The following is a 15833-nucleotide window of genomic DNA, read 5'->3' as shown; positions in this document are numbered from 1 at the left end:
GGGATAATAGGGCAGGATGACAAAGGAACATCCAGAAAAGCCATTTGAACGATATGCAGACGATATAGTAGTTCATTGCAAGACGGAGAAACAAGCAATATTTGTGCTTAACAAAATCAAGCAGAGAATGGAGAAGTGTAAACTAACCTTACACCCTACCAAAACAAGAATAGTCAATCTGAGAGGGTATTCAGAAAAGAAATACCCCAAAAGCTTTGACTTTTTAGGATTCACTATACGCCCCAATTGTGTAAAGTTTAAAGAAAAGGTTTTGATTGTTCCAAGCATCTTCATCAGTACTAAATCCAGGACTAGTTTACTGGAAAAGTTTAAAGATTGGAATATACACAAGCGGCGAAAACCACTTGTAACTATAGCCCAATATTTAACACCACAAATACGGAGAATCATGAATTACTTTCATAAGTTCTCAAGTGGTCATATGAACTATGTCTGGAAACAATTAAATGCGAGACTATTAAAATGGGTTAAATGGGAAAAGGGTTTGGGGGTAAGAGCAGCAATTAAATGGTTGCAAATACAATACAAACTCAATCCTCAATTATTCCCACACTGGCAAGTGGCACATCCGTAAGTTATAATTAACTTGTGATTTATAAACAAGAAGAGCCGTGTGATGGGAGACTATCAAGCACGGTTCCGTGAGAACGTAAGGGTGAAAATCCCTTGCGTGACTCGATTAGCTGTGAATTTTTTCCCTTCATTTTTTTGAAAAATCACCAATTTTTGGTATATTCACTTAAATATTAATCAATGGGCCGCAATACATCCATTTCATTAGGGGATCACTTTGAAGATTTCGTTGATGACAAAGTTGCAACAGGAAGATTTAAGAATGCTAGCGAAGTAATAAGAGCAGGACTTAGGCTTTTAGAAGAGGAAGAGTCAAAAATTCAAGCACTCAAAAAAGCCATTAAAGATGGTATTGAAAGTGGTGTGGCTAGAAGTTTCGACCCTAAAAAGCATCTTGAAAAATTAAAAGCTGCTAGAAGAATAAATGGCTAGTTACACTTTAACAAATAAAGCAGTTCAAGATTTATCATCAATATGGGAATATACAGTAGATACCTGGTCAGAGAGACAAGCTGACAAATACTACTTCATGCTTTTAGATACTTGTCAAGACATAGCAGATAGTAAGGTGAAGGGCAAAAATTATCCAGAGGTAAATGCAGAAATTTTAGGATTTAAAGCTGGACAGCATATACTTTTCTACAGAATCCTGAGCTTGGGTAAAATTGAAATAGCTAGGATATTACACGCACAAATGGATTTGAAAAACAGAATACAAGAATAAAACCACAGCTAACAAAAGGCTTTACGCAAGTTGGACTTCCAACAATGGCCCATCAGCTTTGTTATTGCTAATCAACTTCAGTAATTTGGCATTAGCTAATCGAGTTTTTAGTGGCCAAGCCAGCACAATTAACATAGAATATCCAACCAGCGTAAAGCCCTGCCCGTTAGCGGAAACCCTACAACGAAAAACCCGAAAAACAAAGAAAAGATATGATTATGAAGAAACTCATTCTATTATCAGTCATAGCATTGCTTTCATCAGGCAACATTACAGCACAAAATATAAAATTCTCACTTGACCCTAAAAGTAGTTTGTGGGGCGTTTCAAAAGGCAGCACCTGGCTGATAAAACCGAAATATACTCATAAAAAGGATTTCGATACACAAGGTTATGGAAGAGCCGGAATTGGCTCTGAATATTCAGAAAAAGTTTACTGGGGGTTAATAGACATATATGGAAATGAACTTGTAGAACCTAAATATGACGAAATTGGGAGTTTTAATCAATACAGGGCAGTAGTAAAAAAAGATGATTATTACGGTTACATTGATATACAAGGCAATGAAATTATTAAACCAAAATACAAAGTGGCACATCCATTTGACAACATAGGACACGCCATTGTTGCTGATGTCGAATATCCAAAAGAACAAGACTACTATAAAATTGACATTCACAATAGAATTGTTACTGAAAACAATATAAAAAGATATTTCCATAAAAATGGAGCAACATCAGCAATGGGGAAAGAGATAAATGGGAAAAAAGCAGGCGAATGGAAATTTTATAGTACAAGCAGTTATTTAGTTACCATAGAACAATATAATAATGACGGTGTAGTTGATGGGAACTATAAAAGATTTTTTTGCTTTAAGTATGGATACGGTGAAAATAAGAATAACAACTACCTATCTCAAACAGGAAATTATAAAAATGGGAAACAAGATGGGTTGATTGTTTTCTATAATCCCAACAATGGAAAGCCTGCTCACTCGGAAATATGGGAAAATGGTGTGTTTAAAAAAGTACAAGATATTTATGACAATAAAGGAAATCTTATTTCTTCCAAAGGAACTGGCACTTTAGAACTTTACAAAGAAGACAGCAAATATCTCTTAGCTAAAGTAGAATATCAAAACGGACATCGGGCAGGTATCGCTGTTTGGTATCATCCGAATAAATCGAACTCGCAAATTAGGCAAAAAATATTATACAAATACGATGCTAATGATGTATACGGTTTACGCTGGGAAATTATAGAAATTAATGATTATAATGGTAATCCACTACCAAAAGGATCACTAAAAAACGGTAATGGCACTTGGATTAGCTATGATGATAAAGACAAACCTACAATTATTACCACTTACCAAAACGGTAAAAAAGTAAAAGAAGAAGCCGCTGTAACAAAAAACTAAACTATGAGTAAAATTGCCCTTATACTTTTTACCGTATTTCTGCACAACATTTCTTTCGCACAAATCAACAATTTTGAAGACGAAAGAAATTACTTGTATGCGTTACAAACACTTGTAGAACAATCGTATTCAGCCCAATTTAACGAAACCATAGGCACAATACAAGAAGACCCCGATGAAGCAAATAGGCAATGGTTAACATTTGACCCTATGTCTATGAATTTGGTGTATTTCAAAACACATTATGACAAAGATGATGACGGCAAAAACCTGAGCGAAATAATATGGAAAGCCAAATTTGTTATTCCTTTACACGAAATTGACACCCTAATTGCCGATTACAAAAAGAACACCATTACCATTAAAATGATTGGTGAAAAAAGTGCCATTCAAACGTATATGATAATGTCAGGAAACGAATATTATCCCGCAACAAAAAACAATAAACTCGTTATCCATAGCAACAAATTGCTTAGAATAAGAAATCTTGGCAAAAGATTGAATTGGAGTATTTCCGAACTACAAAATTTTCATAAAAAGAAATTGATATTGGTAGATTATCTCAACAAAAAATTGCAGAAAGAAGTTGAATATCAAATTAAAGACAGTTTGAATTATCCCGAAGACCGAAAATTCAAAGTAATTCAGAATTTTCAGTTAGACAACAGCGGACAATCACTGAGCTTAATTGTAGAACGGAAAAATTATTACGACAATCCTATAATTGAAAAGCAATCGGTATTGTTGAGAGATATTATAGAAGTGCTGAAAGACATCAATATCATATTGAAATCCAAAGAGAACAGCATAATAAAGAATACAAGCATTACTGATGAAAATGGAAACAAACAAGAGATAGAAACGGTTGATAATCTGTTTTTTCTTCAATGGTGTTACGAAAAAAACAACGAAGAAATTGGCAATGAAATCCAAAAACTTTTCGGACAGTTAGGAACAAAACTGTCCAAAAATTATTGGTATGACTGAAATAATCGAAAAGGGCATCCGCTAACAAGGTATTGCCAAAAGCGGGGCAGAACGGCTTCGATTGAACTTTTGTGCTGAAATTCCTCCACTACGCCAAGCCCCGAACCGTGTGTGACTTGAATTAAACATTATTGAGATTAATGTTTAAATGCTGTAAAACAGATGGAAGAATTTCTCTGATAATAGTGAGAAATGATGGTCTTCCGAAGACGACTTTCTGGAGTAGTTTTCAAACCACTTTATGCTGCAATAATTGGAAACGATTTTGTGGTGAGCGATAAAGAAAAACAGAAACGATGATTTCTGTAGGTGCGTAGTACAAGAGCTGAACGCAAGTGAACCAATGATGAAGCCTCGTAAGGGCAATAGCGATGTCGAAAGTAAGCAGTTACGTTTGTGTTTACGAATAGAGTGTAATGGATACCAGATTATAGGTTACACGGCATCCGGGGTTAAGTTGGCAGGACTGTATTATAGGCTGTTTTATGGAACAAGTGAAGTCATTGTTGTTTTGTAAAATCGAAAGAGGAACAAACGCTTTTGGATGAGGCGAAGCAATGGCGGCAGACTTAATCATAGTAGTGAGGAAGCTTATGAAAATAAGTGGAGCGAAGGATTAAGCTTGTTTAGTTATCAAAACCAATTTACAACCAGTAATGGGATGACAGATTATTTTGAGACAAAATCACAACCAATTACCAAGTTAATGGTGTGGCAGGCTTACAAGAAAGTAAGAGCCAATCAAGGGAGTGCTGGCATAGATGGTATGACATGGGAATATGTAGACAAAAATGCATATAGATTATTGTACAAGCTATGGAACAGACTTTCTTCAGGATCATATTTTCCAGCACCTGTTCGCCAAGTTGCTATTGCAAAGAAAGATGGTGGAATAAGAAGTTTAGGCATTCCGACTGTCATGGACCGCATAGCACAACAAGTTGTTAAGCAACATTTAGAAATGCAGGTGGAACCCGTTTTTCATGAGGGGTCATACGGATATCGACCAAATCGAAGCTGTCACGATGCTGTTGCAAAAGCCAACAGTAATTGTTTTAATCACGATTTTGTGATAGACATTGACATACAAGGCTTCTTCGATACCATTAACCATGAACTATTAATGAATGCGGTTGCGCATTACTGCAAAGACAAATGGGTACAATTGTATGTAGAGAGATGGTTAAAAGCGGGGATAATAGAGCAGGATGGCAAAGCCACAAGAACTGTGTTAGGTACACCACAAGGTGGAGTAATTAGTCCGTTGTTAGCAAATATTTTTCTACATGTAGTATTTGATGGGTGGATGGCAAAGGAACATCCAGAGAAGCCATTTGAACGATATGCAGACGATATAGTAGTTCATTGCAAGACGGAGAAACAAGCAATATATGTGCTTAACAAAATCAAGCAGAGAATGCAGGAGTGTAAACTAAGATTGCACCCCACAAAAACTAAAATTGTGAATCTGCGAGGATACTCTGAAAAGAAATACCCCAAAGGCTTTGATTTTTTAGGATTTACAGTACGCCCCAATTGTGTAAAGTTCAAAGAAAAGGTTTTGATTGTTCCAAGCATCTTCATCAGTACTAAATCCAGGATTAGTTTACTCGAAAAGTTTAAAGATTGGAATATACACAAGCGGCGAAAACCACTTGCAGTAATAGCCCAATATTTAACACCACAAATACGGGGAATCATGAATTACTTTCATAAGTTCTCAAGTGGTCATATGAACTATGTCTGGAAACAATTAAATGCGAGACTATTAAAATGGGTTAAATGGGAAAAGGGTTTGGGGGTAAGAGCAGCAATTAAATGGTTGCAAATACAATACAAACTCAATCCTCATTTATTCCCACACTGGCAAGTGGCACATCCGTAAGTTATAATTAACTTGTGATTAATGAACAAGAAGAGCCGTGTGATGGGAGACTATCAAGCACGGTTCTGTGAGAACGTAAGGGTGAAAATCCCTTGCGTGACTCGATTGTACGTCACCCTATGTGGTACAGTCTTCAACCAAAAAATGCTGAAATATAAGTTACACTATGAAGGCAATAAGCATCATATCAATATTTGTTGGCGTTATTTTCGGCTCTCTTGGAATAAGGTCGTACTTGCGTGATAATGCATACAAAAAAGCAAGTATCACCGTGAAGGCTTCGGTAAAATCAGTTGATATAAAGCCAATGTCAGGTAAAGCTGTTGCCAGTATCCGTCGTGTGTTATACTACATAAGGGATGGTGTTGCTGACAGCACAGAGCAAAATTATTCCGAACTTTATACCAATAACAATCCGCTGCCTTCAGAAGAAGAATTAAAATCGAAGTCGTTGTATGTCCGTTATGTGCCAAAGAACAGAAGAAGCGAGACAGCATTTCCAGACCGGGTGCTCGTAAGCAGCAATGAGGAGTATGAGGGATATTACAACCGGGCAATGTTTGGTCAGATGTTCGCCTTTTTATTGCTTGGTCTAATGATTAGATTGTGGAGACGAAAAAACAATCGTCATAATAACGATTATCAAAACAAAACATCATCTTTATTTATATAATCTTGAAAGGTCATGCGTTTTCTATTCTTTTTATCAGGTTTCCTTTTTTGTACCGCTGCCTTCGGACAAGGTAACACTACTGCGGATTATTACCAGTATCAGCGAGACCAGCAGTTTAAGAAATACATGGAAACAACCGGTAGTGCCGGTATGAGCGGCAGTATAAAAACATCTGACTGGAGCGTTGATAAAAATGCGCTGAAGGAAATGGCCGATATGTGGGACCGCAGGGCCGGACGCAAAACACCTGAAGAACTGGAAAGGGAACGTGCCGAAAGGCGCAAAAAAGAAGCATTGATAGAAAAGCAGAGTTGGGAAAATAGTGCTAAAAGGTCGAAGGAACTTATCGAGGCGAAAAGCCGGAAAGCCTGGGCCGACCAACTGACGATGGGTTATGTCAAGTTATTTTTAAAAGATGGCTTTCACCATTCGGAAGCCTACATCATGGCTGTTAACTGGGTGCGGGAAAAACAAATCAATAACAAATGGGATATCGTAGATGAATACCACGAACGCAGCGACCGTGCCGCTATAGCATATAAAACTTTTTTACAGAAAGAAAAGACGGCCGGCTTTGAAGAATTGATGGCGCTGGTGGCCGACTTTGATATGGCCGGTTATACCGCTGTGAAAATATTGGAAAAGCTGGCCAAACGTTTCCCGCAAAAACAAAAACAGATCAATGCACTGATGCCTTTTCACGGAATGACCTTTTGGGAAAACCTGGGCTATCAGGGCAGCACTTACCAAACCATTGAAACCAGTGCTTTCGCCATGGCAGATTCGGTCATGAAGGTGGAAATGAACCATTACCTGAGGAATTGGATGAAAGAATTTCCCGCATCGGTCAGTCTTTTAAAAGGCCAACCAAAGGATGAGCTAAAAGCTTTTAAAATTCTTGTTGATTTCCTGGTGAAGCAAAATGATAGGGAACTATTGCGTTTGCTGTTGTTAAATACAGCACTGTATGAACCGGAGCTGGTAAAAACAATCAATAAGGCTATGGATTGGCCTCATCATCATATAAGGGGGCTTCTCGGTTGGGACGACCTGGAAGCCATCCGCAAGCATCATAATATCAGTGGCTATGAAACGGTAAAAAGAGTGAGCAGGTTTAAGATCTTTGATTTCCCATCAAGCCAATTTACCGACGTAAGTCCCGATTGGAATCCCGACCTCTACGCCGATGAACTAAAACGGTATGGCGAAGCCGGCGATGCCGAAGCCCTGAATACCTATGCCGTGCTTACCTTGAAGGGAATGACGAAAGACAAAAAAGATGATGCTTACGCCATGATGAAAAAATCGCTTGAGGGCGGCTGCATGCATCCAATTAGCACCCTGAAGGAACCAAAGGTGTATAGAAAGCTGGGCATTGATCATTGGGGCCTTTACCTGCGGGAAATTGAATGGAAACACAACCCGCCTCAGGTAGTATCAAATTTGTCTAAAAACAAATCCATTGCCGAACAAAAGCTGAAAATAGAAACGCCGGGTAAGCCCCTTAAAACGGTCTATTATTACGGGGATATCAGGAACGGGATGGCTAATGGCAGAGGAACAGGTCTAACACCTGAAAATATTTATTATTACGGAGAATGGAAAGATAATATTTGGCACGGTAAGGGGGAGCTGATCGATTTGAGTTCAGGTCGCACTTTGTATGTAGGACTCTTCTTTAACGGCAAAAAATTCGGTCCAAATAATTTTGTAGACAATAACGGTCATTACGAAAACGATCTATTTACTTCCGATAAAAAATACAAGGAATTACAGTTTACAATGCCTGTCACAATGGCTCTAACCAATTATAAAGGCCAGGTAGAAAATGGGATGGCAAATGGATTTGGTAAGGCAGATGTAGGATACTTAGGTACATACGAGGGTTTTTGGAAGGACAATACATTTGAAGGCATTGGTATTTTGTCGCATCCTACCGTTGGATATTATGGCGAATTCAAGGATGGCAAACCGCATGGCTGGGGGGTAAGAAAATTTGAGAATGGGGTCACTTATACCGGAGACTGGAAAGAAGAAGAAATGACAGGGAAAGGTGTTTTATCAGGCAAATTGGAATTGGAAGGCGAATTTGTGAACGGAATGCTCCATTTCCAAAATTCTCCAAAGCGCGGCAGCACAACACCCGTCACGGCTTCTTTCAAGAACTGGAAAGAGGCCGTAGAAAACTATGACTGGGTTGCTTTGGAAGTACCGGTGAATGATCAAAACATAATGCGGTATCTAAAAGACGGGCAATTGCATTTTACAACCTTCAAAGGAAATTATACCTGGGGTGTAACTCCGCTTCACGGTAAAGAAGTTTCCGACTACACCTACGAAGCTATTTACCACACCTACAAGATTGAAGTCCCTAAATGCGAATTGGGATTGGTGGTAGAAATAAATGACAACCCGAGTGGGGCTAAAACCAAATTGTTATTCATGGCCGATCCGACCACGGGCAATTTTTATTTTGGTACGTACAGCTTTATCAATAATCAATGGACAAATTACGCCGATTCCAAGGTCAATGGCGGCTGGTTTTTTTCTGCAGCTATCAACCGGAACAAGGATAAAGGAGAAGTTACCAATAAACTGGCTATAAAAAAGAGCGGTTCGGTCATTAACCTTTATGCGAATGGACAGTTGTTGTTTACACAAAAAATAGCAGCACCCGCAACGGCACATTTACAAAAATTTGGTGGCGTGGGCATTGTGCAGGGTCCGGGTGCAGAGGGTTACATTTCGGCCATCAGCTTTAAAAGTGAGTAAGAATAAAAAATGGTATCATTTGCCAACGGGAAGAAATTCTATGGAGGGATTCTTAGTTTAATTCACCTGCATATTGCAAACAACTCCTTGAAACAAAACGCATTATGACACACCAGAAAGAAGGGCGAACGTACAACATCGGTTTTGCGTAATGGCGGATAACGGATTTCTATTGAACATTTGTGCTAAATTGAACAATAGTAATTCAAATCAACGGCAGTGCTAAAATGCCGCCACTACGCAAAGCCGTAAACCGTTAGCGGCAACCTTAGCAGACGACACTACAAAGCGACAAATTACAGAAATGAAACAAGAAGATTTTGAAACAACAAGCGAAGACGGAATAAAACTAAAAGGCATTTTGTTGATACCAGACAATCCGAAAGCTGTATTACAATTTAATTGTGGAACAGCAACTGGTGGTAAGCTCCCCAAAAAAGAGTACGGTTAATTTGTAGACAAAAAGTTTATAAATTTAAATCGTAAACCATGAGAAAGAGTCAGTTCAGTCACACACAGATTGCCAACATTTTAAAGGAGTTTGAGCAAGGAAAATCAGCCGAGGAGATCCATCGGGAGTATGGAGTTAGTAAAGCCACTTTTTATAAATGGCGGGAACGTTATGGTGGTATGGAAGTCAGTGAGCTTAAACGAATCAAAGAGCTTGAGGAAGAAAATGCTCGATTAAAACGGATGTATGCCAACTTGGCCATGGAGTTAGATACGGCAAAATATATCATCGAAAAAAAGCTTTAAAGCCTTGCGAAAAGCGAAGAATCATAGAGGAGCTTAAAATTGAGCGTCCAAAAGACATCGGCAAGGCGTGTCGGGTACTAAGAATAAGCAGAAGCAATTTGCACTATCGGTCTATTAAAGATGATAGTACCATTATCAAGCTTCTAGAGAATCTAGCTGAAGACCAGCCAATAGAAGGCTTTTGGAAGTATTATCACCGATTAAGGAACCAAGGTGTGGTTGTGAATCACAAGCGACTACATCGTATTTACAAGGATTTAAAACTGCCTTTAAGGCGCAAGGTTAAGAAAAGATTGCCCCCACGGGAAAAACAATCATTAGAAGTACCAGAACTCTTTACACAAACCTGGAGCATAGATTTTATATCTGATGTATTAAGTAACGGAACCAAATTCAGATCATTTAATGTGATAGATGATTTTAACAGAGAAGTATTATTCATTGAGGTTGATTATTCTTTAAAAAGCAGTAGAGTAATATGGGTACTGCGCCATTTAATAAACCGCTTTGGTAAACCACAAAAGATTAGAATGGATAACGGCCCAGAGTTTATATCTAAGCTAACCCAATCATGGAGCAAGGCCAATGAAATTGAGTTCCAGTATATACAACCAGGCAAGCCATCACAAAATGCTTATGTCGAAAGATTCAATAGAAGCTTCCGTGGCCATGTATTGGATGCCTATTCATTTGATAACCTAAATCAAGTAAGAGAAATTTCGGATGCATGGATAGAGGATTACAACAACCATCGACCACATGATGCACTTGGAGGATTACCACCAAGGGTATACCGAGAAAAACAAAACCAGTCTAATGGGCTGATTGTAGCGTAGGCGAAGCCGAAGCGAAAAGAAGCCCATTAGCAATAAAAGAAAAAATTATACTTTTAACAGGTACTCAAAATGGGGAGCCTTCAGAAATATTTTGATTATTTTTACTGCCAATGAAAATAAAACCAGATCGAATTCCGAATACACGGTTCGTTTATTCCATTCTTTTCTTAGTATTATTTATTTCTAATTCATGCTCAAGCACTCGTATGTCGAGTTTGTTAAACAAGCAGTATAGGCATATCTATATAGAACAATTTAAACTAACCTATTTTCGGCAACTTTTAATAAAAAGCTTTAATAATTCAAGTGCAGTTCGCGAGATTATCAATAGTGATTACAGCGGATTTGCTGAGCCTATTTTAACTCAACAAGATTTAAAATTTATTGATAGCTTGACTACTTTAGATAATTCTTACTTAAGAACTGATTCAATAGCGGGTTTCAATCGGGCAGAAGGGGCACAAGGTAAAAGACCTCTGGCATTTATCATGCAAAAGCTAACAGATAAAAGCCTGGATCAATTGGCCAAAAAAAGATTAAAAATTAATGATAAAGAAATACAAAGATTGGTATTCTAGTCTGACACCATTTAAACGATTAGCAGTGTCATTTATAGTGAATTGGTTTTACTGGCTATTCGCCTGGTTAATTGCCGATCAATTCTTTTTTGAAGAGAAACATTCATGGCGGTATCATATATTCAGTGCAACATGGATGTCTTTTTTCATGACTATGCCACTTAATTGGAAATCGATAAAGGAATTGTTTATGTTCAAGCGCAATTCAAATCCCTGAATAGTAAATTTAGAAATGATTTCAGTTTAGGTTATTATTCTTCCCCCTCATTTCACCAAACTCAACCGATACTCCTGTATCAACGCGGGATTCTCCGGCGTTAGCGTAAAGAAAATTTTCAATTTCCCCTTTTCTCCATTCATGATAAAGGATCCACGGAGTTGATTTTCCGGAATCATTTCTTCTACTTGAGTGATTTTGCCAATGGCTTCAAAAGCAGCATTAGCCTGTTTTACCAATGAATCTGTATAATAGTCGTTGAAGAAATTTTCTGCAAAAATGCCGGTGGTTTTCGCGTTGGTAAAATTGGGCAACAGTTTCGCCAATTCATTTTTACGTTGATTCAAAACGGAAGAGACAGGTATTTGCCTGGGCTTCAGTCCTGCCAGTTTAATCACACTGTCTAATACTTTTAAATTAATACTCGCTGTTGGTGCATAAGTTACATTGGCCAGTAAAACCACACCAATACCATATTCCGGCAATATGCGCCAGTTGCTGCCAAAGCCGGGTAATCCACCACTATGCCCAACAAATACCCTGTTGTTGCATTCAGTGAAAATATTTAATCCATATCCATATGCTGAAACAGCGGGACATGCTACACCATTGCCATAATTAAAATAGGGGTTCAGCGAAGCATAGCGCCAGGGCTGATGCATTTCGCGGATACTGCTTCTGTTAATGATGATATTCTCCTCGTCGTTTCTTGCCGGCCATGCCTGTTGGTGCAATGCCATGTATTTACTGAACGATTCTACAGAGGTGATTAATCCCCCCATTGCCCCATAAATACCATCGTGCAGTAGGGCTTCTTCTTTATGGCTATTGTTTACATAACGATACCCTTTGGCCAGTTGGGCTGCTGGTACTTTTGAATACTCCCATGCAGCCTGCATGCCCAGTCGCTTAAAAAAATGCTGGTTAATGTATTCACTATAGGGAAGGCCTGTTACTTTTTTATGATTAGTCCCAAAGTGGCAAATCCTACATTGCTGTATTCATAAGTGGTTCCGTTTACATTGGAAAAGCTCATTTGCTTTTTGAAGAGCTCAATTAGTTCTTCGTCCGTATCGGCCAGTTGTCGGTCGCCCCAGGGATTGTCCTCAGGTAAACCAGTGGAATGGGTAAGTAATTCTCTGATGGTGATGGGTGCGGCATCTTTGGTGAGTGCCTGATTTTTAAGTTCAGGAATATAGTTGGCAACAGGATCGTCTAATTTTAATTTTCCTTCGTCTCTTAGTTTTATTATGGCCATGGCGGTTACACTCTTGCTCATGGAAGCAATGCGATACATGGTTCTGGTATTGGCTTTGGTTTGATTGGCAATGTCGCTATATCCTTCACTGCCGCTGACAATCAACTCGCCGTCTACTACCACCCCAAAGGAAAAGCTGGGGAAATGATTGGCTTTTGCATAATTGCTGTACATGGATTGAATAACAGGTGCCAATGCTTTCACTTTTGCTGCTCTTTCTTTATCGGCAAAAAAAGGAGGCTGGTATCCGGCATTGGGATTTTTCTGCGCAAATGTGGTTAACCCAACTAAAGCGGCAATCATGCCCGCAAAAATATTATTTACCCTGCTGTACTTTCTCATGCTTAGTAGTTTAGCAATTGTTGAACCTGTTGGTGTAAACGACTTTTCGCCATATAGTTTTTCTCCAGTTCCATATTGAATGGAATAGGGGTGTCTAATGAAGCGCAACGCAATACAGGTGCATCCAGCAATTCAAAACAATGCTCACTGATCCAGGCACTGATTTCTCCACCGATGCCGCCTATTAAATTGTCTTCGTGTAACAACAATACTTTCCCAGTTTGTGCAACGGCAGATTTGATTGACAAATAATCCAGCGGTGCCAGGGTTCTTAAATCCAAAATATGAATGGAAATTTCCGGATGAGCTTCCTGGTATTCCATTGCCCAATGCACGCCTGCCCCATACGTAATGATGCTGATATCTTCCCCTTCTTTTACAGTAATGGCTTTGCCAATCTCAACTTCATAATACGCCTGTGGTAACTTGCCACTGATGCTTCTGTACAAAGCTTTGTGCTCAAAGAACAACACTGGATTAGGATCATTGATAGCAGCTATGAGTAATCCTTTTGCATCGTGAGGATTGGAAGGGTACACTACTTTTAGTCCGGGCACATGCGTAAACCAGGCTTCATTGCTTTGTGAATGAAAGGGACCTGCACCTACACCGCCACCGGTTGGCATACGAACCACTACATCTGCATTTTGTCCCCAGCGGTAATGAATCTTGGCTAAATTATTTACGATTTGATTAAAGCCCACGGTAACAAAATCAGCGAACTGCATTTCCATTACGGTTTTAAATCCCTCCAGACTCATTCCTAAACAAGATCCTACGATGGCGCTTTCACAAAGCGGCGTATTGCGCACTCTGTTCTTTCCAAATTTTTCTACAAAGCCTTCGGTAATTTTAAATGCACCTCCATACTCTGCTATGTCCTGCCCCATTAATACCAGATTGGGGTGTTTCTCCATGCTCATGCTTAAGCCTTCCGATATGGCGTCTACCAATCGGGCTTCGCGGGTGTTTTCAATATTGGTATCTGTAATGCTATTGATGAGAACCCGATCTTTTGAATCCGGAACCGGCGCAAACACATCAGCTATTTCTTCTTCGGTATCCACTACCATTTCTGCAGCTGTGAATGCATCCGCCAATTCGGTTTCTATGTATTGCTTGAATTCATTTCTGATATCTGCTACACCCATTTCGGTGAGTACCTGTGATTGAATCAGAAACTGCTCATACTTTTTTACCGGATCCTTGTGTCCCCATTCTTCAAACAATTCTTTGGGAACATATTTGGTGCCGCTGGCTTCTTCGTGCCCGCGCATTCTAAATGTCATACACTCAATGAAATAAGGTTTTCTGTTTTTTATACAGTATTCCCTAACTCCTTTGATGGTATTGTAAACCGTTAAAATATTATTGCCATCAATGCGAATACCTTCCATTCCATAACCTTTGGCTTTGTCTACCAGTTGCTCGCATTTGTACTGCTCGTTAACAGGCGTGCTTAATCCATAGCCATTGTTTTCAATAATGAAAATCACTGGCAAGTTCCATACTGCCGCTACATTCAAAGCTTCATGAAAATCTCCTTCACTGGTTCCGCCATCTCCGGAAAAGGCAACAGATGCTTTGGTTTCGTTTTTAAGGGTATAGGCCAATGCTACCCCATCGGCAATAGCTAACTGCGGTCCTAAGTGTGAAATCATTCCGCAGATATGATAGGGTTTGGCACCAAAGTGAAAGCTTCGCTCCCTCCCTTTACTATACCCGTCTTTATTACCCTGCCATTGTCTGAATAATTTATTCAAGGGCATATGTCTTGAAGTAAACACGCCCAGGTTTCTATGTAATGGCATGATCCATTCATCGTTAGCCATGGCCAATGTAGTACCAACTGCAATGGCTTCCTGTCCGATCCCACTGAACCACTTACTGATTTTTCCCTGACGCAGGAGTACCAGCATTTTCTCTTCAATCATGCGGGGTAGTAACAAATTGCGGTAGAGATGAATCAATTCTTCGTTGCTGAATGCGTCGCGATTAAAATCCATGGCGTATAGTCATTAGTCTCTGCTGCTCAATTTACTCAATAATTTAAGCATTTCAATATACAACCAAACAATGGTTACCATTAGTCCGAATGCACCGTACCATTCCATGAATTTAGGCGCACCTCTTTCAGCACCCTGCTCAATCATATCAAAGTCCATGATTAGGTTTAAAGCCGCAATACCAACCACAAATAAGCTGATACCGATGCTTAACAAACTGCTATCGTACATGAAACTTACGTTTACGCCAAACATGCGCAATACCATGGTGATTAGGTAAAAGATACCAATACCCAGCGTGGCCGTAAATACAATGGATTTAAAACGCTCGGTGGCACTGATCACCCTGAAATTATACAATAGGAACATAGCAAGGGCTACACCAAAAGTTAGGCCTACTGCCTGCATTATCAAACCTGGATAAGAATCTGCAAATGCTGCGTTCATAATGGCTGAAATGGCGCCAATGAATAAACCTTCTAATAATGCGTATAGTGGCGCCAGTACTGGTGCCCAGTTGGGTTTAAAACTAATTGCCAATGCAGAAATTAATCCGCCAATGATACCTACCCACATTAAAGTATGCATTGTATCCTGCTTCAGTTGTTCGTAAAGGTTCCAGTTATACGCTGCCCCTGCAATCAACATCAGCATCATGAATCCAAACTTGTTGATAGCGCCTCTTACGGTCATGGTGCCCATATTGTTGGCCGCCATTTCGTGGCTCTTATCAAACATTTTCTCAGTAAGGGTAGGGTTACCCGATTTAAAAATTGCCATAGTG

12 protein-coding genes and 2 pseudogenes are annotated in these 15833 nt (G+C 39.3%); 11 read left to right on the top strand and 3 right to left on the bottom strand.

Annotated features, from left to right (window positions below; genetic code table 11):
• Positions 1–16: 16 nt before the first annotated feature.
• The 11 genes and pseudogenes from F777_RS16970 (at position 17) to F777_RS0114870 (ending at position 11226) form a co-directional block, all read left to right on the top strand.
• Positions 17–595, top strand: a complete 579-nt coding sequence (locus F777_RS16970; protein ID WP_037369589.1) for a reverse transcriptase domain-containing protein — start codon at positions 17–19, stop codon at positions 593–595.
• 179 nt (positions 596–774) lie between these two features.
• A complete protein-coding gene (locus F777_RS0114925; RefSeq protein ID WP_026752751.1) occupies positions 775–1026 on the top strand; it encodes a type II toxin-antitoxin system ParD family antitoxin in 252 nt (83 codons plus the stop codon).
• Positions 1019–1318 (top strand): type II toxin-antitoxin system RelE/ParE family toxin, encoded by a 300-nt coding sequence (locus tag F777_RS0114920; protein WP_026752750.1) that lies wholly within the window; start codon positions 1019–1021, stop codon positions 1316–1318. Before F777_RS0114925 ends, F777_RS0114920 begins: the two co-directional genes overlap by 8 nt.
• Positions 1319–1536: 218 nt before the next feature.
• Entirely contained in the window at positions 1537–2739 is a 1203-nt protein-coding gene (locus F777_RS0114910) for a WG repeat-containing protein (RefSeq protein WP_161631527.1), read from the top strand.
• A 3-nt stretch (positions 2740–2742) separates the two neighbouring features.
• Positions 2743–3726 carry a hypothetical protein gene (locus tag F777_RS0114905; RefSeq protein WP_026752748.1) on the top strand — a complete coding sequence of 328 codons (984 nt, stop codon included), beginning with the start codon at positions 2743–2745 and terminating at the stop codon, positions 3724–3726.
• Positions 3727–4270: 544 nt separating this feature from the next.
• A complete protein-coding gene (gene ltrA / locus F777_RS0114900; RefSeq protein ID WP_071790335.1) occupies positions 4271–5611 on the top strand; it encodes a group II intron reverse transcriptase/maturase in 1341 nt (446 codons plus the stop codon).
• Between the two features lie 166 nt (positions 5612–5777).
• Complete coding sequence (locus tag F777_RS0114895) at positions 5778–6284, top strand: hypothetical protein (protein WP_037369585.1); 507 nt, start codon at positions 5778–5780, stop codon at positions 6282–6284.
• 12 nt (positions 6285–6296) lie between these two features.
• On the top strand, positions 6297–9056 hold the full coding sequence (locus F777_RS0114890; RefSeq protein ID WP_026752745.1) for an MORN repeat-containing protein: 2760 nt from the start codon (positions 6297–6299) through the stop codon (positions 9054–9056).
• Between the two features lie 304 nt (positions 9057–9360).
• Positions 9361–9507 (top strand): hypothetical protein, encoded by a 147-nt coding sequence (locus F777_RS18050; protein WP_161631526.1) that lies wholly within the window; start codon positions 9361–9363, stop codon positions 9505–9507.
• A gap of 38 nt (positions 9508–9545) precedes the next feature.
• Positions 9546–10606 (top strand): annotated as a pseudogene (locus tag F777_RS16965) (IS3 family transposase); the annotation flags it as partial.
• A 248-nt stretch (positions 10607–10854) separates the two neighbouring features.
• On the top strand, positions 10855–11226 hold the full coding sequence (locus F777_RS0114870) for a hypothetical protein (protein WP_026752743.1): 372 nt from the start codon (positions 10855–10857) through the stop codon (positions 11224–11226).
• A gap of 264 nt (positions 11227–11490) precedes the next feature.
• Here F777_RS0114870 and F777_RS18275 read toward each other — a convergent pair.
• The 3 genes and pseudogenes from F777_RS18275 to F777_RS0114850 form a co-directional block, all read right to left on the bottom strand.
• Positions 11491–12875: pseudogene (locus tag F777_RS18275) on the bottom strand (serine hydrolase domain-containing protein).
• 170 nt (positions 12876–13045) lie between these two features.
• Entirely contained in the window at positions 13046–15049 is a 2004-nt protein-coding gene (locus tag F777_RS0114855) for an alpha-ketoacid dehydrogenase subunit alpha/beta (protein ID WP_026752741.1), read from the bottom strand.
• A 12-nt stretch (positions 15050–15061) separates the two neighbouring features.
• Positions 15062–15829, bottom strand: coding sequence for a Bax inhibitor-1/YccA family protein (locus F777_RS0114850; RefSeq protein WP_026752740.1), 768 nt, complete (start codon positions 15827–15829; stop codon positions 15062–15064).
• Positions 15830–15833: the final 4 nt, after the last annotated feature.

It is taken from the genome of Sediminibacterium sp. C3 (assembly GCF_000508085.1).
Lineage (GTDB): Bacteria > Bacteroidota > Bacteroidia > Chitinophagales > Chitinophagaceae > Sediminibacterium.
Note: the sequence above shows the minus strand (reverse complement) of the source record. Positions and strands in the feature narration are given on the sequence as shown.

Excerpts from the sequence above, each read along its gene's own strand:
- F777_RS16970 (WP_037369589.1), top strand. The coding sequence starts at position 17 with ATGACAAAGGAACATCCAGAAAAGCCATTTGAACGATATGCAGACGAT.
- F777_RS0114925 (WP_026752751.1), top strand. The coding sequence starts at position 775 with ATGGGCCGCAATACATCCATTTCATTAGGGGATCACTTTGAAGATTTC.
- F777_RS0114920 (WP_026752750.1), top strand. The coding sequence starts at position 1,019 with ATGGCTAGTTACACTTTAACAAATAAAGCAGTTCAAGATTTATCATCA.
- F777_RS0114910 (WP_161631527.1), top strand. The coding sequence starts at position 1,537 with ATGAAGAAACTCATTCTATTATCAGTCATAGCATTGCTTTCATCAGGC.
- F777_RS0114905 (WP_026752748.1), top strand. The coding sequence starts at position 2,743 with ATGAGTAAAATTGCCCTTATACTTTTTACCGTATTTCTGCACAACATT.
- ltrA (WP_071790335.1), top strand. The coding sequence starts at position 4,271 with ATGAGGCGAAGCAATGGCGGCAGACTTAATCATAGTAGTGAGGAAGCT.
- F777_RS0114895 (WP_037369585.1), top strand. The coding sequence starts at position 5,778 with ATGAAGGCAATAAGCATCATATCAATATTTGTTGGCGTTATTTTCGGC.
- F777_RS0114890 (WP_026752745.1), top strand. The coding sequence starts at position 6,297 with ATGCGTTTTCTATTCTTTTTATCAGGTTTCCTTTTTTGTACCGCTGCC.
- F777_RS18050 (WP_161631526.1), top strand. The coding sequence starts at position 9,361 with ATGAAACAAGAAGATTTTGAAACAACAAGCGAAGACGGAATAAAACTA.
- F777_RS0114870 (WP_026752743.1), top strand. The coding sequence starts at position 10,855 with ATGTCGAGTTTGTTAAACAAGCAGTATAGGCATATCTATATAGAACAA.
- F777_RS0114855 (WP_026752741.1), bottom strand. The coding sequence starts at position 15,049 with ATGGATTTTAATCGCGACGCATTCAGCAACGAAGAATTGATTCATCTC.
- F777_RS0114850 (WP_026752740.1), bottom strand. The coding sequence starts at position 15,829 with ATGGCAATTTTTAAATCGGGTAACCCTACCCTTACTGAGAAAATGTTT.